Below are 24013 nucleotides of genomic sequence, written 5' to 3' on the forward strand. Positions count from 1 at the left end.
TTCATCGCGAGCAAGCTTTGCTCCTACGGGTTCACGTTGCACCTATAACAAGAAACCGGAGAACAACTCATGTCGTTAAGCGTGTTCGACCTGTTCAAGATTGGCATCGGCCCCTCCAGCTCCCACACCGTCGGTCCGATGCGTGCCGCTGCGCGTTTCGTCGAAGGCCTGCGCCGTGAAGGGCTGCTGACGGCAACCACCAGCATCAAAGTCGAGCTGTACGGCTCGCTCGGCGCCACCGGCAAGGGCCACGGCAGCGACAAAGCCGTGCTACTCGGCCTGGAAGGCGAGCATCCGGACACCGTAGACACCGAAACCGTCGCCGCCCGCCTGCAAGACATTCGCGGCAGCGGTCGCTTGAACCTGCTCGGCGAACACAGCATTGCGTTCAACGAGAAAGAACACCTGGCGATGATTCGCAAGCCGTTGGCCTATCACCCCAACGGCATGATTTTTCGTGCCTTCGATGCCGCAGGCCTGCAAATCCGCAGCCGCGAGTACTATTCGGTCGGCGGTGGTTTTGTCGTCGACGAAGACGCCGCCGGCGCCGACCGCATCGTCGAAGACGCCACCCCCCTGACCTTCCCGTTCAAAAGCGCCAAGGATCTTCTCGCTCATTGCGCCAAATATGGCCTGTCCATCAGCCAGGTGATGCTGACCAACGAAAGCGCCTGGCGCCCGGAAGCGGAAACCCGCGCCGGCCTGCTGAAAATCTGGCAAGTGATGCAGGATTGCGTTGCCGCCGGCTGCCGCAACGAAGGCATCCTGCCCGGCGGTTTGAAAGTCAAACGCCGTGCCGCCGCGCTGCATCGGCAATTGTGCAAGAACCCGGAATCGTCCCTGCGTGATCCGCTGTCAGTGCTGGATTGGGTCAACCTGTACGCCTTGGCGGTCAACGAAGAAAATGCCAACGGTGGACGCGTGGTCACCGCGCCTACCAACGGCGCGGCCGGAATCATTCCCGCCGTGCTGCATTACTACATGCGATTTATCCCGGCCTCGAATGACGACGGCGTCGTGCGTTTTCTGCTGACCGCTGCGGCCATCGGCATTCTGTACAAGGAAAACGCTTCGATCTCTGGCGCTGAAGTCGGCTGTCAGGGCGAAGTCGGCGTGGCCTGCTCCATGGCGGCCGGCGCCTTGTGCGAAGTACTTGGCGGCACCGTGCAGCAAGTGGAAAACGCCGCGGAGATCGGCATGGAACACAACCTCGGCCTGACCTGCGACCCGATTGGCGGGCTGGTGCAAGTGCCATGCATCGAGCGCAACGCCATGGGATCGGTCAAGGCCATCAATGCCGTGCGCATGGCCATGCGCGGTGACGGGCAGCACTTCGTCTCCCTCGACAAGGTCATCCGCACCATGCGCCAGACCGGCGCCGACATGAAAAGCAAATACAAGGAAACCGCCCGTGGCGGTTTGGCGGTCAACATTATCGAGTGCTGATGCGCGCTCATCTGCACCCTTTTTCAGGAGCTGAATATGTCCACCGAACAACTGTTGAAAACCCCGTTGCACGCACTGCACATCGAACTCGGCGCACGCATGGTGCCGTTCGCCGGCTACGACATGCCTGTGCAATATCCGCTGGGCGTGATGAAAGAACACCAGCACACCCGTGATCAGGCCGGCCTGTTCGATGTCTCGCACATGGGCCAGATCCGCCTGACCGGCGCCAATGCCGCCAAGGCTTTGGAAACCCTGGTGCCGGTGGACATCATCGACCTGCCGGTGGGCATGCAGCGCTATGCGATGTTCACCAACGAGACGGGTGGCATCCTAGACGACCTGATGGTTGCCAACCTGGGTAACGACGAACTGTTCCTGGTGGTCAACGCTGCCTGCAAGGATCAGGACCTGGCGCACCTGCGCAAGCACATCGGCGAGCAGTGCAGCATCGAGCCACTGTTCGAAGAACGCGCCCTGCTCGCTTTGCAAGGCCCAGCGGCGGTAACAGTTCTGGCACGCCTGGCGCCAGAAGTGGCGAAAATGACGTTCATGCAGTTCGCCCGCGTAAAACTGCTGGGCGTGGACTGCTTTGTCAGCCGTTCGGGCTACACCGGCGAAGACGGTTTCGAAATCTCCGTGCCGGCCGACAGCGCCGAAGCCCTGGCTCGCGCCCTGCTGGCCGAAACAGAAGTTGAAGCCATCGGCCTCGGTGCACGCGATTCCCTGCGTCTGGAAGCCGGCCTGTGCCTGTACGGCCATGACATGAACACCGACACCACGCCGATCGAAGCCAGCTTGCTGTGGGCCATCTCCAAGCCACGCCGTGCCGATGGCGCGCGTGCCGGTGGCTTCCCGGGTGCTGAAACGGTATTCGCTCAGCAACAGGGTGGCGTCAGCCGCAAACGCGTCGGCCTGCTGCCACAAGAACGTACCCCGGTGCGTGAAGGCGCAGAGATTGTCAACGAAGCGGGAGAGATCATCGGTAGCGTCTGCAGCGGTGGTTTCGGGCCGACCTTGGGCGCACCTTTGGCGATGGGTTACCTCGACAGCGCTTATATCGCTATCGATACACCGGTGTGGGCGATTGTTCGTGGGAAAAAGGTTCCTTTGCTTGTAAGCAAAATGCCATTTGTTCCGCAACGCTACTATCGCGGTTGATCGATTGTTCCTATAAGTAACGCGGTTGCGTTAACAGTGCACTAATGTGTAACGCAACCGCCATAAAATAGTGCATCGTTTGGCTGTAAGCTTCGATTATGAACTTTGCTTATAACGATCGAAAACAATTGAACCCCTCTATCGCATAAGCCGATGCTAGTTGGCACAGCACGCCACCAACCCGAGCAAATACGGGCCTTTCATAGGGCTTGTTTTTTCTCCCATAGTTGGCGTAGAGTTTGTTCACTGTGTTTGCATGGGTCGCTTGGAATCGTGACCTGGGCAGTAGCCTACAAGTTAGCTACATCCCGTTCGACGTCTTCTTACTCTCCTGCAACCAGCCCCAGTACTCTTTCATGAGAAGGAGACTGTCATTAATTTTTGCGTCAAAGGAAATAAGAAATGTCCCAACGTCAGAGCGGTACCGTCAAGTGGTTTAACGACGAGAAAGGTTTTGGTTTTATCACTCCTGAAAGCGGTCCGGATCTGTTCGTGCACTTCCGCGCCATCCAGGGCAACGGCTTCAAGAGCCTGAAAGAAGGCCAGAAAGTGACCTTCATCGCCGTGCAAGGCCAGAAAGGCATGCAGGCTGACGAAGTACAAGCAGAAGGCTAATCTTCTGTAACGAAAAAGCCCCTGATGCTGACATCAGGGGCTTTTTTGTGCGCGTAAATCCGTAAAATGGCTTTCTTTTTCCGCCGAGAGCCAGCCATGTCGAAACACCTGCTTAACCCCCAGGGCGAATTTCCTGCCGCTGGCCTGGGTCGTCGCCTGGCAGCGATGTTCTACGACTTCCTGCTGTGCACCGCGCTGCTGATCGTCACCAGCGGTATCTACAAGATGATCCAGATGTGGATCATCGGTGAAGAAAAAATGCGCAGGCTCACTGAGGCAGGCGCGCTCGATGGCGACCCGCTGCTCTCGACAGTGCTGCTGTTCGTGCTGTTCGGTTTCTTCGCCAAATTCTGGACCTACTCCGGTCAGACCCTGGGCATGCAGGTCTGGTGCATCCGCGTGCAGAATGCCGACGGTTCCTCCATCAGCCTGTGGCAAGCGCTGCTGCGCTTTGTGGTGTCGATTGCTTCATGGCTGTGCGTTGGGCTCGGGTTCATCTGGTCGCTGTTCGACAAGCAGCAACGTAGCTGGCATGACATGTATTCCAATACTCAGCTTGTGCGCATTCCGAAGAAAACCAAATAGTTTCCGGTAAGCACAAACCAATGTGGGAGCGGGCTTGCTCGCGAAGAGGGTGTGTCAGACAACATCAATGTCGACTGATACGCCCTCTTCGCGAGCAAGCCCGCTCCCACAGTTTTTTGCGACCTGCCTGACAGATCTCAGGCGTTACCCGCCAACTTCATCCGCGCCGCCTGAGTGAAATCAAGCATGCGTTTCAACGGGCGAATTGCCTGAGGAACCAGCGCCGGGTCGACGAAGATCTCATTCGTCCCTTCCTTCAAGCTCTTCAGCGTGCGCTCAAGCGTATTCATCGCCATCCACGGGCAGTGCGCGCAACTGCGGCAGGCTGCGCCGTTACCGGCCGTTGGCGCTTCGATAAAGACCTTGTCCGGGCACAGCTGCTGCATCTTGTAGAAGATGCCGCGGTCGGTGGCGACAATGAGTGTCTTGTTCGGCAGGCTCTGTGCCGCCGCGATCAACTGACTGGTGGAACCGACGGCGTCTGCCAACTCGATCACCGACGTCGGCGACTCCGGGTGCACCAGGATCGCTGCATCGGGATACAGCGCCTTCATGTCTTCGAGCTGCTTGGACTTGAACTCTTCGTGAACGATGCACGCGCCGTCCCACAACAGCATGTCGGCACCGGTCTGGCGCTGGATGTAAGTGCCCAGATGCTTGTCCGGGCCCCAAATGATGGTTTCGCCGTTGTCCATCAGACTTTCGACGATTTCCAGTGCGCAGCTGGAAGTCACCACCCAGTCCGCCCGGGCTTTGACTGCCGCCGACGTATTGGCGTAGACCACCACCGTACGCTCCGGATGCTGGTCGCAGAACGCGGAAAACTCATCGACCGGGCAACCCAGGTCCAGCGAGCACGTCGCTTCCAGGGTTGGCATCAGAATTCGTTTTTCAGGGGTGAGGATCTTTGCAGTTTCGCCCATGAACTTCACACCGGCGACCACAACGGTCTTGGCCGAGTGATCCCTGCCGAAACGGGCCATCTCCAGCGAGTCGGAGACACAGCCACCGGTTTCTTCAGCCAGGGCCTGAATGACAGGGTCGCAATAGAAGTGAGCGACCAGCACCGCGTCCTGAGCCTTGAGCTCGGCAGCGATGGCGGCACGGTAGTAAGCCTCTTCGTCAGCGGTCAGCGGCTTGGGCTGCTTGGCATCGAGGTGGGCTTGAACCAGAAGGCGTTCGGAAATCTGCGTCATGTTCGCAAGACCTGCAGGCGCATTCGCGCGAAAGTCGAGTATACACCCGGCTCCGGACCCTTCAGGGTACCGCCGGGAAAGTGAGTATTCATCAGGCACGGACAGCGTTGAAGCTGGGCAAGGCTACAGAATATCCGGCGGATGCAAAAGATGATTCTGACCTGAGTCATGAAGTGCCACCCAAGGCCTGGGCAAACACAAATCGCGGGCAAAAAAAAATCCGGAAATCCTCACTCGCGTGGGCCTTCCAGACTTTTAAAACTGCTTGAAAATGGTGGGTCGTGTGGGATTCGAACCTACGACCAATTGGTTAAAAGCCAACTGCTCTACCAACTGAGCTAACGACCCGCTGTGTGGTGGCGCGTATAATACTGATTTTTAAGGACTATTCAACACCTATTTTGAAATAAATCAAAAATAAGGTGTTGGGTCACTGATTCCGGCCGCGATAAAGCCTTCCGCCCGCAGTCGGCAGCTATCGCATTTACCGCATGCACGACCTTCATCATCGGCTTGATAGCAGGAAACGGTCAGGCCGTAATTGACGCCAAGCTTGGTGCCGGCCTGGACAATCTGCGCTTTGCTGAGGTTTTGCAGCGGCGCCTGAATGCGGAAGCCATTGCCCTCTACACCCGCCTTGGTCGCCAGATTGGCCATGCGCTCGAAAGACTCGATGAACTCGGGGCGGCAGTCCGGGTAGCCGGAGTAGTCCACGGCGTTGACGCCAATAAAGATGTCTCGTGCGCCAAGCACTTCAGCCCAGCCCAGCGCCAGGGACAGGAAAACCGTGTTGCGCGCAGGCACATAGGTGACGGGAATACCTTCGCCCAACTCTTCCGGAATATCGATGCTGCTGTCGGTCAGCGCCGAGCCGCCCATGCCGTTGAAATTAAGACCGATGACTTTGTGCTCGACCACACCCAGATCCCGGGCGACGCGTTCGGCGGCGTACAGCTCGGCGTGGGACCGCTGGCCGTAGTCGAAGCTCATGGTGTAGCAGCTGTAGCCTTCGGCGCGGGCCATGGCCACCACGGTTGCCGAGTCCAGGCCGCCGGACAGCAGGATGACCGCACGTTTTTCCGCAGTGTTCAGTTGTTCCGTCATATCAGCGCCCCGGCTCGTCATTCCAAAGATATTTATGCAGCTGCAATTGCAAGCGCACCGGCAGATTATCCGCCACCACCCAGTCAGCCAGGTCCCGTGCATTGAGATCATGGTGACTTGGCGAAAACAGCACTTCACCGGCACGCTTTTCCAGACCGTACTGGATCAGCTTGGAGACCGACCAGTCATAGTCTTCCCGCGAGCAGATGACAAACTTCACCTGATCGTTGGGCGTGAGCAGCTCAATGTTTTCGTAGCGATTGCGGTGCGCTTCCTTCGACCCTGGAGTCTTCAAGTCGACAACGCGACTGACCCGCGAATCTACCGCCGAGATATCAATAGAGCCACTGGTTTCCAGTGACACTTCGTAACCGGCATCGCACAAGCGCTTGAGCAATGGAATGGCGTTGGGTTGCGCCAGAGGCTCGCCGCCGGTGACACAGACATAACGCGGACGGAAACCGGCAACTTGCTCGAGGATATCGTCGAGGGTGCGAATTGTTCCGCCGGTGAAGGCGTAGGCGCTGTCGCAGTATTGGCAACGCAGAGGGCAACCGGTCAGGCGCACAAAAACAGTGGGCAGGCCAGCAGTCCGCGTTTCACCCTGCAACGAGTAAAAAACTTCGGTAATTCTCAATGTGTCTTGCATAGTCGCCACGGGCGTAACAGCTAAACAGGCTGTCCGCCTCCGTCAGGCACTTCAAGGAACCCCGGCAATGCGCAGATCCCAAAAAGCGTGTTTCATAAAAAGGGCGTGAATTCTAACGAAAAAACCCGCGACAAGCGCGGGTTTCTTCGAAACAGGTCAAGCAGCCTTACATTTTCTGCAGATCGCGCTGGGCCAACTGAGCGGCGGAAGTGCCCGGATACTGGGACACTACCTGCTGCAGAATGCCTTTTACCCGGTCGGTGTGACCCAGGCGGCGCTCTACATCAGCGAGCTTGTACAGCGAATCAGGCACTTTGGCGTGCTTTGGATACAGCTGCGAAACCTTGGCAAATGCCTGACCTGCACCTTGCAGATCGCCTTTGGCCAGGTTCACTTCGCCCAACCAGTACTGGGCATTGCCCGCGTATTGGCTGTTCGGGTATTTGCGCAGGAATGCGGCGAAAGCCTGGCTGGCCTTGTCGAAATCCTTGGCTTTGATCAGGTCGAAGGCAGCATCGTAGTAGAGCTTTTCCTTCGCCGGATCTGCCGGTTCGCTACCCGCGGCGGGTGCTTGAGCGGCTGCCGCTCCTGCACTTGCGCCGGCTGCTGCAGCGGGGGCGTTCAAATCGCCACCGCCGGAAGAATTCTCAGGAGTCGCGGCTGGTGCAACGCCGGTTCCTATGCGCCGATCAAGATCCTGGTATCGCTCCAGGTTCTCTTGCTTCATGCGCGATACTTCATTTTGCAGAACTTCAATCGCACCTTGTTGGCGCTCGATCTGTTGCTGCATTGATTGCAGTTGGTTGAACAGCTCGCCCTGTGCCGAGACAGGGGCCGAAACCCCTCCCCCGGCATAGGCGCCGTTCGTACCGTAACCTGCAGGCGGATAACTGCTCCCGCTATTGTTATAGCCGGAGTCGTTATCGACCACAGGAACCGCAGCCCACGCCGCAAGCGGCGCGAGACTGAGAGCCAGAACAGTTACAGCACGACGGCACGTTCGCATGACGAATTACTTACGCAGTTCGACGCGACGGTTTTGAGCCCAGGACTGCTCGTCGTTGCCGGTAGCAACTGGACGCTCTTCGCCGTAAGAAACCAGTTCCAGCTGAGCTGGGGAAACACCTTGCAGTACCAGGTAGCGTTGAACGGCTTTCGCACGACGCTCGCCCAGTGCCATGTTGTACTCACGAGTACCACGTTCGTCGGTGTTGCCTTCCAGAACAACGCGAGCGCCGTTTGCTTTCAGGTCTTTGGCGTGAACGTCCAGAGCGCGCATGGCTTCTGGCTTCAGGTCCGAACTGTCGTATTCGAAGTAGAAAGTGGTGATTGCGCGCAGTGCAGCTTCTTCGCTCAGGGAGCCGTCAACTGCACCAGTGTTTGCGCCGTAACCAGCGTTTGGATCTACAGCGCCTTCACCGGCATTGTCGCCGCCTTTGGACGAGCAACCTACAGCTACAGCCATGGCCAGAGCCAGCGCAGCAAATTTACCAAACTTCAGCATTTCCATCGTGAAACTCCTAATGAACCCCAGTGTGTTAAGTAAAACGTATAGCGCCGCGTCAGTTCAGGTAAGGGGACCAGGAAGGTTCTCTGACTTCGCCTTGTGCGGTAGGAAGCGGGAGCCTTACGCGTCCATTGATGGACACGAGCATCAAGACTCCCCGGCCCTGCTGGCGGGTGGCGTAGATTACCATGGTGCCGTTGGGCGCAACAGTAGGCGACTCGTCCAGAGTGCTATCAGTGAGGATCTTTACACTACCGCGCTGCAAATCCTGAGCCGCCACTTTGAAATTGGTGAAACCATCCTGGCGGTGAATCATTACCAGGGTCTTTTCGTCTGCCGACAGTTTAGGGTTGGCGTTGTAGTTACCGACGAAAGTTACGCGCTCCGCACCGCCACCACCGACGCTGGTTTTGTAGATCTGCGGCTTGCCGCCACGGTCGGAAGTGAAGTAGATGGTCGAACCATCCTTGCCCCAGAACGGTTCGGTGTTGATGCCGGGACCGTTGGTAACGCGGGTGATCTGACGTGAACCGAGGTTCATCACGTAGATGTCCGGGTTGCCGTCTTTGGACAGCACGAACGCCAGGCGATTGCCATCCGGCGACCAGGCTGGCGCGCCGTTCAGGCCTTCGAAGTTGGTGATCTGCTCACGGCGACCGGTGTCGATGTTCTGCATGAAGATGCGCGGACGCTTCTGCTCGAACGAGACGTAGGCGATGCGCTTGCCATCCGGTGCGAAACGCGGCGACAGGATCGGCTCGCGCGATTGCAGCAGGGTCACGGCGCGCGCGCCGTCATAGTCCGAACGTTGCAGCGTGTAGCGAGTGTTCTTCTCGGAAAAACGCTCGGCCGTCACGTACAGCAGGCGAGTCGAGAACGCACCCTTGATGCCGGTGAGTTTTTCGAACGACTGGTCGGCGATGTAGTGCGACATGTCGCGCAGTTGATCGACGCCGCCCGACACGCTGCCGGTCAGCACTTGCTGCTCGGTAGCGACGTTGAACAGTGCGTATTGCACCTGCAGGCGACCGCCCGCCGGAACAATGCTGCCGACCATGACGTACTGGGCACCCAGTGCCTTGAAGTCACGGAAGATGATTTCGCTGGCCTGGCTAGGCTGGCTGATCATGTTCTGCTTTGGAATCGGCGAGTAGTAACCCGAGTTGCGCAGGTCGTTACCGATGATTTCAGCCATGTCGTCCGGCAGCACGCTGCCGCCCTGGTTGCCAAACGGCACCACCGCGATCGGGGTGGCCCGATCACTGCCACTGGTGACCAGAATGTTTTTCTCATCTGCCATCGCCATTCCTGCCATGCAGCAGATAGCGATTAGCATTCCTCGAAGAAGGTTTCTCACGGGGCTAAATCCTCAGGCGTGAATGTCATCTTGAATGAACGATACGGAGCGAAATCACTCGGCTTCATTCCCTGCATTTCTGTCAAACGTCCAATATTCTTCACTGCCGCTACAGCAGACGCATCAAACGGACCGTCACCACTGGACTTGGCCACGCTGGCCGAAGTCACCGTACCGTCCGGCAACATGCCGATTTGCAGCACCACTGTCATACCTTTGCGTGCTGAAGGAGGACGAGCCCAGCCTTCCGCCGCACGAAGGCGAATCAAATCATCGAAACTGCCGGCGACTTCGTCACCTTGCTCATCTGCCAACGCCTGCTGGCGCTGCGGCGTGTCGGAAAGCAAATCGGCCAAGGCCTGGGCCTTTTTGTCTTCGGTAGATTTACGTGCCGCATCCTGCGCTTTCTTCTTCGCAGCATCGGCAGCAGCTTTCTTCTTCGCGTCTTCGGCGACTTTCTTCTTCGCCTCTTCAGCTTCAGCTTTCTTCTTGGCGTCTTCGGCGGCTTTCTTCTTCGCGTCTTCGACGATTTTCTTCTTCGCTTCTTCAGCGGCCGCTTTCTTGGCCTCTTCTTCAGCGGCTTTCTTGGCTTCTTCTTCGGATTTCTTCTTGGCTATATCAGCCAATTGTTTCTCTTCGGCCTTCTTGGCTTCGGCGGTCTTCTTCGCTTCATCGGCTTTCTTGGCTTCATCAGCCTTTTTCGCCTCATCCGCTTTCTTCGACTCGTCGGCCTTCTTGGCTTCCTCGGCCTTTTGAGCCGCTTCTTCTTTCTTTTGTTCCGCAGCCTTCACCGCTTCCTGCTCGACCTTTTTCTGTTCCAACTGTTCGACTTCGGTCTGACGCGCAGCAGATTTCTGCGCTTCACCCGCAATCTTCTGATTGGTCTGGGTGGTCGCCCGACTTTTCGATTTCAGCTGGTACAGGGTCGCCTGGACAATCGGCTTGGCCGGCGGCAGCTCCGGTGTGAAGGCAAAACTGACGAACAGCATGCCGAACACCAGCACGTGCAAGCCAATCGCCCAGACACTAGGCCAGAAGTAGCTTTCCGAGGCGGACGGCTCTCGCTGTTGCTGCATCAGGGCGCCTCGGTAATCAAGCCAACGTTACCGACGCCGGCTTTCTGCAACCCGCCCATGGCGCCCATGACGGAGCCATAGTCGACACTCTTGTCGCCGCGAATGAACACCTGGGTACGCTTGCCGCCTTCGTTGCCGACGCGAATGATCTTGGTCACCGCATCGGTCATCTGAGGCAGGGTCATGGCACGATCCTGCTGCTTCTCGGTGTCGACTTCGCTGCCGAGGTTCCAGTAGTAGGTCTTGTCGGATTTGATGGAAATGGTCAGGACCTGGGTGTTGTTGTCCTGCGGCAAGGCTTCGCTGGAAACCTTGGGCAGATCAACTTTCACGCCCTGATTGAGCATCGGCGCAGTCACCATGAAGATGACCAGCAGCACCAACATCACGTCGATGTAAGGCACCACGTTCATCTCGGCGACCGGCTTGCGCTTTTTGCGAGCTCGAGCGATTAAAGCCATTGGAAATTACCTGCTTATTCTTCGCTGGTGTGCACTTTGCGGTGCAGGATCGCCTGGAATTCATCGGCGAAGGTGTAGTAACGGCCGAGCAGGGTTTCGCTGCGAGCAGCAAAACGGTTGTAAGCGATAACGGCTGGGATGGCCGCGAACAGACCGATCGCGGTCGCGATCAGTGCTTCGGCGATACCGGGTGCCACAGTGGCCAGCGTCGCTTGCTGGGCGGTCGCCAGACCGCGGAAGGAGTTCATGATGCCCCAGACGGTACCGAACAGACCGATATACGGGCTCACGGAACCGACGGTGGCCAGGAAAGGCAGGCTTTGCTCGAGCTTTTCTTCTTCGCGGGAAATGGCAACGCGCATGGCACGGGCCACACCTTCCATCACCGCTTCCGGGTCAACGCCCGGTTGCTGGCGCAGACGGGAGAATTCCTTGAAGCCGGCGCGAAAGATCTGCTCGACACCCGAGTCAGGGTCCGGGTTGCTACCCGCCTGACGGTAAAGTTTGGACAGGTCGATACCCGACCAGAAGCGCTCCTCGAAGCTCTCCAGGGCACGTCGACCGGCGCGCAGCAGGTTGCTGCGCTGAAAGATCATGATCCATGAGGTCACCGATGCGGCTACCAGGATCAGCATTACCAGTTGCACCACGATACTGGCATTGCTGACCAGGCTCCACATGGAGGAATGGTCGACGACGTTAGCTTCCACGCTTTATCTCCTGCTTTGAGTGTGTACCCGCGCCGCTCACGTCGGCAAAGGCCGCTCGTAGAGCTTCGGGAATGGCCCGGGGTTTTAAACTTTCAGTGCGCACACAGGCCACCAGAAACTGCCCTTCACAGAGCAGCGCATCATCCGTAGCCCGCCTGACCTGCTGCTTGAAGCGCAGGCTGACACGGTTCAATTCGATTACTTCAGCGCTTACCAGCAGTTCGTCGTCCAGTCGCGCCGGCGCGTGGTAGCGCGCTTCGCTGGAATGCACGACGAACAACAGGTCCTCCTCTGCCAGCTGCGATTGGGCAAAGCCCAGCTCTCGTAGCCGCTCGGTTCGAGCCCGTTCCATAAACTTGAGGTAATTAACGTAATACACGATGCCGCCCGCATCGGTGTCCTCGTAATAAACGCGACAACGATGTGCGAAAGGCTCAAGCCCGTTTTGCGCGCGCATACTCTAGTGCTTACTCCTCGGGTTGCCAATCCGGCCAGGCAACTGTTTTTCATTGTTCTGCGGCTTTCTCGCGAAAGTACGGTCCTAGGACAGCACAATGCCCGAAAATTCAGCCCGCAAAAGTTAATTAATCGTCCACGGCATCGAGAAACTCGTCTACCACGGGCATCTCGCCCAATCGTGACGGAATGTTTAAGCCGAAGTGCAGGTACGCATGCCGCGTCACCACTCGCCCGCGAGGGGTGCGCATGATGTAGCCCTGCTGAATCAGGTAAGGCTCCAGCACGTCTTCAATGGTGTGGCGCTCTTCACTGATCGCTGCTGCGAGACTGTCCACACCAACCGGCCCGCCATCGAACTTCTCGATCATGGTCAGCAGCAGACGCCGGTCCTGATGATCGAAGCCACGCTCGTCGACATCCAGCAGGTTCAGGGCCAGATCGGCAATCGGCTTGGTGATATGGCCCTTGGCGCGAACTTCGGCGAAGTCGCGTACCCGGCGCAGCAAACGGTTGGCGATTCGCGGTGTGCCACGGGCACGTCGGGCGATTTCGAAGGCGCCTTCAGGGTCCAGCGGCAAGCCGAGGATATTCGCCGAACGACCGACAATCGTGGCGAGGTCGGCCGTGCTGTAGAACTCCAGGCGCTGGACGATGCCGAAACGGTCGCGCAGCGGGTTGGTCAGCATCCCCGCTCGCGTGGTCGCGCCGACCAGGGTGAAGGGCGGCAGATCGAGCTTGATCGAACGCGCGGCCGGGCCTTCGCCGATCATGATGTCGAGCTGGAAATCCTCCATCGCCGGGTACAGCACTTCTTCAACAATCGGCGACAGGCGATGGATTTCATCGATGAACAGCACGTCGTGCGGCTCAAGGTTGGTCAGCAACGCCGCCAGATCACCCGGACGCTCAAGAACCGGCCCCGAGGTGCTTTTGATCGAGACGCCCATTTCCTGAGCGATGATGTTGGCCAGGGTAGTTTTACCCAAGCCCGGCGGACCAAAAATCAATGTGTGGTCCAGGGACTCGTTACGCCCGCGGGCAGCCTGGATGAACAACTCCATTTGCTCGCGAACGGTCGGCTGGCCGATGTATTCGGCCAGGCTGACAGGACGAATCGCCCGGTCCTGGACTTCCTCGCGGTCACGGGGGGCGCCCGTGGCGGCGATCAGACGATCAGCTTCAATCACTTAGATCATTCCCTTCAGGGCACGACGAATCATGTCTTCACTGCTCAAGCCTTTCTCCTTGATCGCGGAAATCGCCTTGCTGGCTTCCTGCGGCTTGTAGCCCAGGGAAATCAGCGCGCTGACCGCGTCGTTCTCGGCGGTGTTGACCGGCGCCGGCCCGTCCGGCTGGTTCGGCACCAGGGCAAACATGGCCGGCACGGTTTCCCAGGCCTTGAAGCGGTCCTTGAGTTCCACCAACAGGCGCTCGGCGGTTTTCTTGCCCACACCCGGCACCTTGGTCAGCGCCGAAGTGTCCTGGGACTGCACGCAACGCACCAGTTCGTCGACTTCCAGGCTCGACATCAACGCCAGGGCCAGTTTCGGCCCCACACCATTGAGACGGATCAACTCGCGGAAAAAGTCTCGCTCGCGCTTGCCGACGAAACCATAGAGTAACTGCGCGTCTTCGCGTACGACCAAATGGGTGTGCAGCGTCAGCGGTTCACCGACCGACGGCAAGCGATACAGCGTGGTCATGGGCACTTCAAGCTCATACCCCAGACCGTTTACATCCAGAATCAGATGCGGTGGCTGTTTCTCAGCCAGAGTGCCGCGCAAACGTCCAATCACGTTACAAATCCTTGAGCGTTGGCCAGCGCTGGGCCAGCGACTGACAGAGCAAGAGGTTCGTGCCGACAATACAGGCGCAAAACCCTCATTCCAGAAAAATGATTGCTGATGCTATCAGAGACGCAGGCGCCCGCCACGACTGCGTGCCGCACCCAGGCCATGGGGCAACAGGCTGGAACGGGTGTGAGCATGGCAAATGGCGATGGCCAGGGCATCCGAGGCATCGATTTGTGGCTTGCTGGTCAGCTTCAACATATGCATGACCATCATTTGTACCTGCTCTTTATTGGCAGCTCCGGTGCCGACGACCGCCTGCTTGACCTGGGTCGCGGTGTACTCGGCAATTTCCAGGCTTTCTTCCGCACCCGCCACGATGGCCGCGCCACGGGCCTGCCCCAGCTTCAGGGCAGAATCGGCGTTACGGGCCATGAACACTTTTTCGATGCCCATGGTCACTGGCTTGTACGTCTGGATAATTTCCCGCACACCGCGATAGACAATCTGTAGGCGCTCAGACAACTCGCCAGCGCCGGTGCGGATACAGCCGGAGGCCACGTATTCGCAGCCACGGCCGGTATCACGAACCACGCCGTAACCGGTGATGCGCGAACCGGGGTCGATACCAAGAATTAAAGTCATAACGCCTGCGGGTTAAAACATTGAATAACAAATGTGGGAGCGGGCTTGCTCGCGAAAGCGGTTTCATATTCAGCAACGATGTTGCCTGAAAATCCGCGTTCGCGAGCAAGCCCGCTCCCACATGGGATCATGGTTACTCTTTAACCGAGCTGTGCGGCGACCGACTCCGGGATTTCGGCGTTGGAGTAGACGTTCTGCACGTCATCCAGGTCTTCGAGCATATCGATCAGCTTGAGGACTTTCTCGGCGCCTTCCAGATCCAGTTCGGCGCTGGTGGTCGGCAGCATGACGATTTCGGCGTCGTCACCTTTGAAACCGGCCGCTTCCAGCGCATTACGCACGGCGTAGAACCCGGAGAACGAGGTGAATACATCGATGGAACCGTCTTCGTTGGTTACCACGTCATCGGCATCGGCTTCCATGGCCGCTTCGATCAGCGCGTCTTCATCGACACCGGCAGCGAAGGAGATCTGCCCCTTGCGCTCGAACAGATAGGCCACCGAACCGTCGGTACCGAGGTTGCCGCCACACTTGCTGAACGCATGGCGAACAGCGGCAGCGGTGCGGTTACGGTTGTCGGTCATGCACTCGACCATCACCGCTACGCCGCCCGGGCCGTAACCTTCGTAGGTCAGCTCGACCATGTCGTCGGTATCGGCGGCACCGGCACCACGGGCGACTGCCCGGTCGATGATGTCGCGACTCATGTTCGCGCCAAGGGCCTTGTCCAACGCCAGGCGCAGGCGCGGGTTGGAACCCGGATCACCGCCACCCTGGCGGGCAGCGACGGTCAGTTCACGAATCCACTTGGTGAAAATCTTGCCTTTTTTGGCATCCTGACGTTCTTTGCGGTGCTTGATGTTCGCCCACTTGGAATGACCTGCCATAACTCGCTCCGAATTCTCTTTGAAACATTGCCCGCCACGCTGTTCCGCGCCGGCCGGCAAACAAAAAAATCTTGAACAGCTCTATCTATAAAGAAAGGGCGCATCCACGGATGCGCCCTTCTGGCCAGCCTTACTCGGCCTTTGGCGTTTCGCGCAGACGAATGTGCAGTTCGCGCAATGCCTTGGCATCCACCTGACCCGGTGCCTGAGTCATGACGTCCGCCGCGCTCTGGGTTTTCGGGAAGGCGATCACTTCACGGATCGACTGGGCGCCGGTCATCAGCATCACCAGACGGTCCAGACCGAAGGCCAGGCCACCGTGCGGCGGCGCGCCGTATTTCAGCGCGTCGAGCAGGAAGCCGAATTTCTCTTCCTGTTCCGCTTCGTTGATACCCAGCAGACGGAATACAGTCTGCTGCATCTCTTTGCGGTGGATACGGATCGAACCGCCGCCCAGCTCGGTGCCGTTCAGAACCATGTCGTAGGCACGGGACAGCGCGGTTGCCGGGTTGGCTTCCAGCTCTTCCGGAGTGCACTTCGGCGCAGTGAACGGATGGTGCAAGGCGGTGAAGCTGCCGTCGTCGTTCTCTTCGAACATCGGGAAGTCGACGACCCACATCGGTGCCCACTTGCAGGTCAGCAGGTCCAGGTCGTGGCCCAGTTTGATCCGCAGCGCGCCCAGGGCTTCGCTGACGATCTTGGCCTTGTCGGCGCCGAAGAACACGATGTCGCCGTCAACTGCACCCACGCGATCAAGGATAGCGTTGAGGTTTTCCAGCGGGATGTTTTTCACGATCGGCGACTGCAGACCGTCAACGCCGGCAGCGCGCTCGTTGACCTTGATGTACGCCAGGCCCTTGGCACCGTAGATACCGACGAACTTGGTGTAATCGTCGATCTGCTTGCGCGGCATGCTTGCCCCGCCTGGAACGCGCAAAGCGGCGATACGGCATTTCGGGTCGTTGGCCGGGCCGCTGAACACCTTGAAATCGACTTCCTTGAGCTGATCGGCAACGTCAACCAGTTCCAGCGGGTTACGCAGGTCCGGCTTGTCGGAACCGTAACGACGCATGGCCTCTTCGAAGGTCATGTGCGGGAAATCACCGAATTCCAGACCCAGCACTTCCTTGAACAGGTTGCGGATCATTTGCTCGGTCAGGCCCATGATCTCTTTTTCATCGAGGAAGCTGGTCTCGATGTCGATCTGGGTGAATTCCGGCTGGCGGTCGGCACGCAGGTCTTCGTCACGGAAGCACTTGGCGATCTGGTAGTAACGGTCGAAGCCGGCCACCATCAGCAGTTGCTTGAACAGCTGTGGCGATTGCGGCAGGGCGAAGAACGAACCGGCGTGGGTACGGCTCGGGACCAGGTAGTCGCGAGCGCCTTCCGGAGTAGCACGGGTCAGGATCGGCGTCTCGACGTCGAGGAAGCCGTTCTCGTCCAGGAAGCGACGGATGCTGGTGGTCATGCGCGAACGCAGACGCAGCTTCTCGGCCATTTCCGGGCGACGCAGATCCAGGAAGCGATAACGCAGACGGGTCTCTTCGCCGACGTCGGAGAACTCGTTCAACGGGAACGGCGGGGTTTCCGATTCGTTCAGCACTTCCAGTTCATAACCAAGGACTTCGATCATGCCCGACGCCATGTTGGCGTTGGTCGCACCCGCCGGACGCAGGCGAACCTTGCCGGTGATCTTCACAACGTACTCGCTGCGCACGCGATCGGCGGCGGCGAAGGATTCAGCGCGATCCGGATCGAACACGACCTGGGCCAGACCGTCACGATCACGGATATCGAGGAAAATCACCCCACCGTGGTCACGGCGACGGTGGACCCATCCGCAAAGGGTAATTTCCTGGCCTTCCAGGCTTTCGTTCAGTTGGCCGCAATAATGGCTGCGCATCATGGTCGTGGTTTCACTTCTCGTAATTCGAAATTCAGTTGGAGATCCTGCAGCAGCCCCCGCCTTTAAAAAGTCGTCGGGTGATGCAAGAGCACACGTGTCGTTCAACTCAGGCTCCAGACCTTAGTCAGCTTTGTCGCCGCCGGCCAGGTTCTTCTTGGAACCGGTCTTGAAATCGGTCTCGTACCAGCCAGTACCGCTGAGGCGGAAGCCCGGCATGGACAGCATCTTCTTAAGCTCTGGCGCCTGGCACGCAGGGCAGTCGACCAGCGGTGCATCGCTGATCTTTTGAATGGCTTCCAACTGATGACCACAGGAAGCACATTGATAATCGTACATCGGCATGGAGGTTGTCTCGGCGATCAGATTGCTACCGCACACGCGGGGTTTTGCGGCAAAGAGCGGGATTATATCCATTAAATGCGGCCTGTGCAGCCGTAAGACTGCACAGATCGACATGCGACCCTTTCACTGCCGAGACTGAGGCATCACCCCACAACCTCCTTCCTTGAGACTGTGTACAACACAGACCACCCGCACCAGTCCGCTGAAGTTCTTCACCCCACCATGGCGCAAATGCACTTCGCGATCCACGTGGGACAACAACGCGCTGACCGAGCAGCCATTGAGCCGGGCGATGTCGCCCAGAATATCCCAGTAAACCTGCTCAAGTCGCAAACAGGTGGCGAAGCCATTCAACCGCACCGACCGGGACAAAGGCTGAACCAGCCCCATATCGAATTCACTGACAAATGGATCAATCCTTTTGTCCTTTACAGGATCAATCCTCCCCTCGTTTCGCCTGTCTCCATAAACCATGTCGTTGACACTCCTTTGCCATCTCGCGGTTTTCATAAGCACGCTTATAAAACCGCGAGGGCAAAGTTATATCCAGATGACTTTATGACCGTCTGCGTAGGATAAGCCAACAGCTGAGGGCAGATCGTGGAGTGCGTCCTACGCCGCCAGTTTTCCCACGCAGACTGGCGAAAACTCGGTCAACAGACAGGTACTTTTCGAGGGATCAAGGCGACGCGCCAACAGCACCCACAGAGCGTCATTCGCGCGTCAACGTGTTACTGATCCAGCAGGGCGCGGAGCATCCATGCGGTTTTTTCGTGAACCTGCATACGCTGGGTCAGCAGATCAGCCGTCGGCTCGTCACTGACTTTGTCGAGCAGCGGAAAGATCCCGCGAGCCGTGCGGGTGACGGCTTCCTGCCCCTCGACCAATTGCCTGATCATGTCTTCGGCGGCAGGCACGCCTTCCTCCTCTTTAATAGAGGACAGTCGCGCATAAACGGCGTAGGCACCGGGCGCAGGAAAACCGAGGGCACGAATCCGCTCGGCAATCGAATCGACCGCCAGGGCCAACTCGTTGTATTGCTCCTCGAACATCAGGTGCAGGGTCCGGAACATCGGGCCGGTGACGTTCCAGTGGAAGTTATGGGTTTTCAAATAAAGTACGTAGGTGTCCGACAGCAGACGCGAAAGTCCGTCGACGATGGACTTGCGATCCTCTTCACTGATACCGATATCGATTGCCATGTTTTTCCCCTAAAGGTGATGAAATTCATCCAACAGGTGCAAGACCACTCTAGCAAGCCTGCCGCCGCATCGCAGCCCCGGATCGCCCATGAGCCTGCGACAAATCGCCCCCGACACACCGCTGGACGCCCTGATTTGAGTAGCCTGCGGCTTTGCTGTTAAATAGACAGCGTGTCGTGGGTGCCCATTTTTTCCGGGTGCTGCGCATAGGCTGATATCGGGTACGTGTCCAACGCCTCCTATTGTTCTGAAGCGAACCGTGCCTCATCAGCTCTTCCTTGTGAGCTGTCTTAACGTGAGTCAATCAAAATGTTGAAAATCGTCCACCTGCTAATAGGTGCAGCGGCTTTGCTGCTGTCCTTCATCCCTAGCCTGCGTTCCGAAGCCGTACCTTACCTGCAACAGCCCGATGCACTGTACCTGGCCCTTTTCGGCCTGCTTAACCTCACTCTCGCACCCGTCATCCCTTACTGGAACAAAGGTCCACGTCATCAACTGCAAAACCTGGTCAGCGCCCTGCTGGTTCTGGCTGTCGTTCTGCAAACCCTGACGCTGATCGCACCGATGCCCGTCATCGCCGGTCAACCTGCCGTTCTGTTCAGCCTGGTCGCCGCCCTGGTCGCTGTTTTTCTGCACCTGGCCATCAGCTTCTACAAATCGTCACCGGCTGCCGCTTCGCCAAGCTACGACATGAGCAACCGCGATACCGGCACCGTCAAGTGGTTCAACACTTCCAAAGGCTTCGGCTTCATTTCCCGCGATTCCGGCGACGATATTTTCGTGCACTTCCGGGCCATTCGCGGTGAAGGTCACCGCGTTCTGGTCGAAGGCCAGCGCGTGGAATTCTCCGTGATGAATCGTGACAAAGGCCTGCAAGCCGAAGACGTGATCGCCGCCCTGCCGCGACGCTGATCCGAGGCAAAAAAAACCGCGAACAGCCTGGCTGCTCGCGGTTTTTTATTGCCTGCATTTCAGTAATGCGGAGGCGGTGCCTCTTCTTCGAAAGTCTCGAACTGGCCGGCCATTTCTTCCTGGCGCTTGAGCAGCGCCGCCATCTGCAATTGCAGGCGCTCCACCGCCCGCTGCTGCGCTGCCAGCACATCATTCAAGGCCTGGATGGTGTCATCCTGAAACGCCAACTGACTCTCCAGATCGGTAACGCGATCTTCCAGGCTCATGATCAGCCCTCCACGAACGTGAAATCGTCGGTCAACACCAAGTGCAACCGCTCGCGAATCGCCGCGACCTGCTCTGCGCTGTAAGGCTTGGCCGGATGTTTACCCCAAACCGGAGCGGGCCAGGCGGCGTCCTCTCGTTTACGCACGATCACATGCATGTGCAACTGACTGACTACATTACCCAACGCCGCGACATTCAACTTGTCAGCGTCGAATGAGTCCTTGAGCAACTCCGACAAAAGGGTCGTTTCCTTCCAGAGTTGCAGTTGATCGGCGACATCCAACTGAAATATCTCACTGATATCGTCGCGACGAGGCACCAGGATGAACCAGGGATAGTTCGAATCGTTGGACAACAGCAACCGGCACAGCGGGAAATCACCGATCGGTAGCGTGTCTTGTTGAAGTCGTGGATCTAAAGCGAACACAGCGCGCACTCCCGCCAGGTCATCAATTTTCAGCTTAGCGCCCATCCCGAGAGATCGCACACCAAGCGACTGGACGGCAGCATACCTGCGAACGGCGCCAGCTTCACGACCAACCGCGCTGCGATCCCCTCGAGGTTCCAGTAACGGACGCCAGAGCGCCCCGGGATGAACCACTTCTCGGCAAAACGCACCATTAGCGAACCGGCGATACCACAAAAAGCGCTGAAATGACCGAAACACAACGATGCGCTCATGCTCCGGGAGCCGCCAAGCTGTATGGATTCAGTACAGCGAATAAAAATTTTTGCACCAAAACCGCACAGTGCGTCTACGCTGACTGCTTCGCATATCCGCCAATTACTCAATGGCGGGGTGAACCGGTAACGTTTCTGGTTGTCACGCGGCGGTAACAGGATGGTCAACACGATGCGAAGGATGGCGTCAAGTCCAAACACCAGCAGGATGAAACCCCCGGTTTTATGAGGTTTTTACGGCACCAGGCGGCGCATTAGAAAAAAATATCCATGGAATGCTGATTTGTGCACGCTTGTTGCATTCACACCCACATCGTCTATAAGGCACCGCTGGAAGCGGGAACCCTTTAGACCAATTAAAACAGTGGCAGGGTAGCCCGATGGAGATTCAAACGTTTCACCAGGGACTCTTTTTACCGATGCACCAGCCCAGAAAAACAGCATTAAAGTTGTCAGTCCGGTTGCATCGGGGCTGTAAATTTGCGACATCTAGCAAGCTGTTTGCGACAGGCTCGTAAAGAAGCTGAAAGGTTAGATGCGCAAGTATCGCCAACATTGTCGGCGTGATATAAGTTTGCGCCGACACAAAAAGAAAGAGCCGCCCAGATAATAAAACAGGTGGGACGGCAGTACTCTTCTAAAAACCAAAGGAGCAAATCACGATGCGCGTGATGAAGTGGAGCATGATCGCACTGGCTGTTGCAGCAGGCACCTCGCAGTTCGCAATGGCGTCCTCGCAGGACGAATCCAAGGGTTTCATCGATGATTCGAGCCTGAAACTCAAAACCCGTTTTGAGTACATGAACCGCGATTTCAAGAACGGTGCAGACAACGGTACTTCCGGTACTGCTGGCTATCGTCAGGATTCCGGTCTGAGCCAGTTGCTCACCTACGAGTCGGGCTTCACTCAAGGCACCATCGGTTTCGGTCTCGACGCCATGGCAATGGGTTCGGTCAAACTGGACGGCGGCTCGGGCCACCGCGGTAACGGCCTGTTCGCCAACGACAGCGACGGCAACCCAGAGAAATCCCAGGGCAAGGTAGGCGGTGCAGTTAAACTGCGTCTGTCCGACACCGTCCTGAAATACGGCCAACAATTCGTTGCCAGCCCAGTATTCGCTACCGATGACAGCCGTCTGCTGCCAGAAGTTGCAACCGGTACCCTGATCACTTCCAAAGAGATCAAAGGCCTGGAACTGAGCGCCGGTCGTTTCACCGCGCTGAGCAAGCAAACCGGTATGGCCCGTGACAGCATCGGCGGTCTGACCGACGAAGACGGCAACCACGGCAAAGGCCTGAGCAACGGCATCAACATCTTCGGTGCCAGCTACGCCTTCACCGACAACTTCACCGGTGCCATCGCTGCGTCGGATGCTGAAGACTACTTCAAAAAGTACTACATCAACCTGAACTACACCCTGCCGATCTCTGATGATCAGTCCCTGAACTTCGACCTGAACGGTTACAAAACCAAAGGCGATGATCGTGGCGACCTGGTCGACGCAATCGGCGACGGCACCCTGGGTGTGGACAACAACCTGTGGTCCCTGGCAGCTGCTTACAGCCTCGGCGCTCACAAGTTCACCCTGGCTTACCAGCAGTCCAGCGGCGACAACGCTTACTACTACGGCGTTGACGGTAACAGCACCATCTTCGTATCCAACTCCATTCAGATCTCCGACTTCGTGGGCCGCGAGGAGAAATCCTACCAAGCTCGCTACGACCTGAACATGGCTACCTACGGCGTACCTGGTCTGAGCTTCATGACCCGTTACGTAATGGGTAACAACATCGAGACCAACGGTCTGGGTGAAGGTAAGGAAAACGAGTGGAACGTCGAGTCCAAGTACGTCCTGCAGGAAGGTCCAGCCAAAGACCTGTCGTTCCGTGTGCGTTTCGCCAACTACCGTGCAAACGGCGCATACCAGAACTACTCGTCTGACAACTACGACACCCGTGTAATCATCGAGTACCCGCTGAGCATCCTGTAATCAGGGTGTAACCCCGGCAGTACTGTAAAACAAAAACGCCCACCTCTTCAGGTGGGCGTTTTTTTATGCCTGCCATAAAGCTGACGCATCGACAAACAACTTCGACTCATAACATTAGTACTTTTTGAAATGACTCGATCAAAACTCACAAAAAAGCCCAAGAGGCTATTAATCTCTTGGGCCCCATACAGTAACTATTGAAAGTACGCTTACTGTACTGCCGCTTCCTGAACCACGCGAATAACCCGCTGTGGGAATGGAATATCGATACCGGCCTTTTTCAAACGATCACGGGACTGCTCATTAAACATGAACATCACATCCCAGTAATCCGCAGTCTTCACCCAGACACGCAGGGAAACAGTGATCGAACTGTCACCCAGTGTCGAAATAACAGCCTGCGGCTCCGGATCAGTCAATACGCGCGGATCCTTGGCCAGATCCAGCAATACTTGACGGGCCTTTTGCAAGTCCGCTTCGTAATCAACACCTACGTCAAACACTACCTTGCGAGTCGGCTGACGGTTGGTGTTGGTGATGATGCCATTCGACAGGTTACCGTTTGGCACGATGATGGTTTTGTTATCGCCGGTGCGCAACACGGTGTGGAAGATCTGGATACTGTCGACAGTACCGGCCACACCCTGGGCTTCGATCCAGTCACCGATGCGAAACGGGCGGAACAGCAAAATCAGCACGCCACCGGCGAAGTTCGCCAGACTGCCTTGCAATGCCAGGCCGATGGCCAGGCCTGCCGCACCGATGGCCGCCACGAACGAGGTGGTTTCCACACCGATCATCGACGCCACGCTGACGATCAGCAGAATCTTCAGAATGATGTTCGCCAGGCTGCTGATAAAGCCTTGCAACGCCAGGTCAGCATTGCGCAACGCAATCAGGCCGCCGAGTTTTTTCGTGACCTTGTTGATCAACCACCAGCCGATGGCGAGAGTGATGACCGCCAGCAGCACACGGCTGCCGTATTCCATGATCATCGGGATCCAGGTTTGCGACACCTTGACCAGGTTATCTACTTCAGCATTCAAGTCCATCTACGTTCTCCT

General features: G+C 57.5%; 28 protein-coding genes and 1 tRNA gene. 6 read left to right on the plus strand and 23 right to left on the minus strand.

Translation table 11 applies throughout. The features are described 5' to 3' along the window. The first annotated feature begins 69 nt into the window (after positions 1–69). From V6Z53_RS26810 to V6Z53_RS26825, 4 genes are all read left to right on the plus strand, one after another. Positions 70–1446 carry an L-serine ammonia-lyase gene (locus V6Z53_RS26810; protein WP_338582615.1) on the plus strand — a complete coding sequence of 459 codons (1377 nt, stop codon included), beginning with the start codon at positions 70–72 and terminating at the stop codon, positions 1444–1446. Between the two features lie 36 nt (positions 1447–1482). Further along, entirely contained in the window at positions 1483–2607 is a 1125-nt protein-coding gene (gene gcvT / locus V6Z53_RS26815) for a glycine cleavage system aminomethyltransferase GcvT (RefSeq protein ID WP_338582616.1), read from the plus strand. Between the two features lie 402 nt (positions 2608–3009). After that, on the plus strand, positions 3010–3222 hold the full coding sequence (locus V6Z53_RS26820; RefSeq protein WP_007931076.1) for a cold-shock protein: 213 nt from the start codon (positions 3010–3012) through the stop codon (positions 3220–3222). Positions 3223–3318: 96 nt separating this feature from the next. Then, complete coding sequence (locus V6Z53_RS26825) at positions 3319–3807, plus strand: RDD family protein (protein ID WP_338582617.1); 489 nt, start codon at positions 3319–3321, stop codon at positions 3805–3807. A 137-nt stretch (positions 3808–3944) separates the two neighbouring features. Here V6Z53_RS26825 and nadA read toward each other — a convergent pair whose 3' ends face one another. The 19 genes from nadA to V6Z53_RS26920 form a co-directional block, all read right to left on the minus strand. After that, a complete protein-coding gene (gene nadA, locus V6Z53_RS26830; RefSeq protein WP_338582618.1) occupies positions 3945–5003 on the minus strand; it encodes a quinolinate synthase NadA in 1059 nt (352 codons plus the stop codon). Between the two features lie 272 nt (positions 5004–5275). Then, positions 5276–5351: transfer RNA gene (locus V6Z53_RS26835), tRNA-Lys, on the minus strand. Between the two features lie 63 nt (positions 5352–5414). Continuing rightward, complete coding sequence (gene queC / locus V6Z53_RS26840; protein WP_338582619.1) at positions 5415–6107, minus strand: 7-cyano-7-deazaguanine synthase QueC; 693 nt, start codon at positions 6105–6107, stop codon at positions 5415–5417. A 1-nt stretch (position 6108) separates the two neighbouring features. Further along, entirely contained in the window at positions 6109–6756 is a 648-nt protein-coding gene (queE, locus tag V6Z53_RS26845; protein ID WP_338582620.1) for a 7-carboxy-7-deazaguanine synthase QueE, read from the minus strand. Positions 6757–6922: 166 nt separating this feature from the next. Further along, entirely contained in the window at positions 6923–7762 is an 840-nt protein-coding gene (ybgF, locus tag V6Z53_RS26850) for a tol-pal system protein YbgF (RefSeq protein ID WP_338582621.1), read from the minus strand. Positions 7763–7768: 6 nt separating this feature from the next. After that, positions 7769–8266, minus strand: a complete 498-nt coding sequence (gene pal / locus V6Z53_RS26855) for a peptidoglycan-associated lipoprotein Pal (RefSeq protein WP_003178634.1) — start codon at positions 8264–8266, stop codon at positions 7769–7771. 52 nt (positions 8267–8318) lie between these two features. Next, positions 8319–9620, minus strand: coding sequence for a Tol-Pal system beta propeller repeat protein TolB (gene tolB / locus V6Z53_RS26860; RefSeq protein ID WP_338582622.1), 1302 nt, complete (start codon positions 9618–9620; stop codon positions 8319–8321). After that, positions 9617–10696: a cell envelope integrity protein TolA gene (tolA, locus tag V6Z53_RS26865; RefSeq protein WP_338582623.1), complete on the minus strand. Its 1080-nt coding sequence runs from the start codon at positions 10694–10696 to the stop codon at positions 9617–9619. Before tolA ends, tolB begins: the two co-directional genes overlap by 4 nt. Next, positions 10696–11148, minus strand: a complete 453-nt coding sequence (gene tolR, locus V6Z53_RS26870) for a protein TolR (protein WP_162135951.1) — start codon at positions 11146–11148, stop codon at positions 10696–10698. Before tolR ends, tolA begins: the two co-directional genes overlap by 1 nt. Before the next feature lie 23 nt (positions 11149–11171). Continuing rightward, entirely contained in the window at positions 11172–11867 is a 696-nt protein-coding gene (gene tolQ, locus V6Z53_RS26875; RefSeq protein ID WP_008147369.1) for a protein TolQ, read from the minus strand. Further along, a complete protein-coding gene (gene ybgC, locus V6Z53_RS26880; protein ID WP_338582624.1) occupies positions 11857–12324 on the minus strand; it encodes a tol-pal system-associated acyl-CoA thioesterase in 468 nt (155 codons plus the stop codon). The genes tolQ and ybgC overlap by 11 nt, the downstream gene beginning before the upstream one ends. Positions 12325–12451: 127 nt before the next feature. Further along, positions 12452–13513 (minus strand): Holliday junction branch migration DNA helicase RuvB, encoded by a 1062-nt coding sequence (gene ruvB, locus V6Z53_RS26885; protein WP_150763668.1) that lies wholly within the window; start codon positions 13511–13513, stop codon positions 12452–12454. Next, on the minus strand, positions 13514–14122 hold the full coding sequence (gene ruvA, locus V6Z53_RS26890) for a Holliday junction branch migration protein RuvA (RefSeq protein ID WP_056852661.1): 609 nt from the start codon (positions 14120–14122) through the stop codon (positions 13514–13516). It lies immediately after the preceding gene. Between the two features lie 114 nt (positions 14123–14236). Next, entirely contained in the window at positions 14237–14761 is a 525-nt protein-coding gene (gene ruvC / locus V6Z53_RS26895; RefSeq protein WP_338582626.1) for a crossover junction endodeoxyribonuclease RuvC, read from the minus strand. A 140-nt stretch (positions 14762–14901) separates the two neighbouring features. Next, positions 14902–15648: a YebC/PmpR family DNA-binding transcriptional regulator gene (locus V6Z53_RS26900; RefSeq protein WP_338582627.1), complete on the minus strand. Its 747-nt coding sequence runs from the start codon at positions 15646–15648 to the stop codon at positions 14902–14904. A 130-nt stretch (positions 15649–15778) separates the two neighbouring features. Beyond that, positions 15779–17554: an aspartate--tRNA ligase gene (gene aspS, locus V6Z53_RS26905; protein WP_338582628.1), complete on the minus strand. Its 1776-nt coding sequence runs from the start codon at positions 17552–17554 to the stop codon at positions 15779–15781. 120 nt (positions 17555–17674) lie between these two features. After that, entirely contained in the window at positions 17675–17896 is a 222-nt protein-coding gene (locus V6Z53_RS26910; RefSeq protein ID WP_007977333.1) for a zinc ribbon domain-containing protein, read from the minus strand. 123 nt (positions 17897–18019) lie between these two features. After that, complete coding sequence (locus V6Z53_RS26915; protein WP_338582629.1) at positions 18020–18370, minus strand: ribbon-helix-helix domain-containing protein; 351 nt, start codon at positions 18368–18370, stop codon at positions 18020–18022. 257 nt (positions 18371–18627) lie between these two features. After that, positions 18628–19098 (minus strand): Dps family protein, encoded by a 471-nt coding sequence (locus V6Z53_RS26920; RefSeq protein WP_150772351.1) that lies wholly within the window; start codon positions 19096–19098, stop codon positions 18628–18630. A 309-nt stretch (positions 19099–19407) separates the two neighbouring features. Between V6Z53_RS26920 and V6Z53_RS26925 the strand changes: the two genes are divergently transcribed. After that, positions 19408–20010 (plus strand): cold-shock protein, encoded by a 603-nt coding sequence (locus tag V6Z53_RS26925; RefSeq protein WP_338582630.1) that lies wholly within the window; start codon positions 19408–19410, stop codon positions 20008–20010. 59 nt (positions 20011–20069) lie between these two features. On the opposite strand, the gene V6Z53_RS26930 is transcribed toward V6Z53_RS26925, so the two are convergent. Genes V6Z53_RS26930 through V6Z53_RS26940 form a run of 3 tightly spaced genes read right to left on the minus strand, consistent with a single transcriptional unit; the run spans position 20070 to position 21159 of the window. Next, positions 20070–20276, minus strand: a complete 207-nt coding sequence (locus V6Z53_RS26930; RefSeq protein WP_077045694.1) for a SlyX family protein — start codon at positions 20274–20276, stop codon at positions 20070–20072. Between the two features lie 2 nt (positions 20277–20278). Continuing rightward, on the minus strand, positions 20279–20704 hold the full coding sequence (locus V6Z53_RS26935) for an HIT domain-containing protein (RefSeq protein ID WP_338582631.1): 426 nt from the start codon (positions 20702–20704) through the stop codon (positions 20279–20281). A gap of 29 nt (positions 20705–20733) precedes the next feature. Then, positions 20734–21159, minus strand: a complete 426-nt coding sequence (locus V6Z53_RS26940) for a hypothetical protein (RefSeq protein WP_338582632.1) — start codon at positions 21157–21159, stop codon at positions 20734–20736. A gap of 461 nt (positions 21160–21620) precedes the next feature. Between V6Z53_RS26940 and V6Z53_RS26945 the strand changes: the two genes are divergently transcribed. Then, positions 21621–22949 carry an OprD family porin gene (locus V6Z53_RS26945; RefSeq protein WP_338582634.1) on the plus strand — a complete coding sequence of 443 codons (1329 nt, stop codon included), beginning with the start codon at positions 21621–21623 and terminating at the stop codon, positions 22947–22949. Positions 22950–23158: 209 nt separating this feature from the next. Here the strand turns inward: V6Z53_RS26945 and V6Z53_RS26950 are convergent, their stop codons facing one another. After that, positions 23159–24001 (minus strand): mechanosensitive ion channel family protein, encoded by an 843-nt coding sequence (locus V6Z53_RS26950; RefSeq protein ID WP_338582636.1) that lies wholly within the window; start codon positions 23999–24001, stop codon positions 23159–23161. Positions 24002–24013: the final 12 nt, after the last annotated feature.

Source organism: Pseudomonas sp. MAG733B (assembly GCF_036884845.1).
GTDB lineage: Bacteria > Pseudomonadota > Gammaproteobacteria > Pseudomonadales > Pseudomonadaceae > Aquipseudomonas.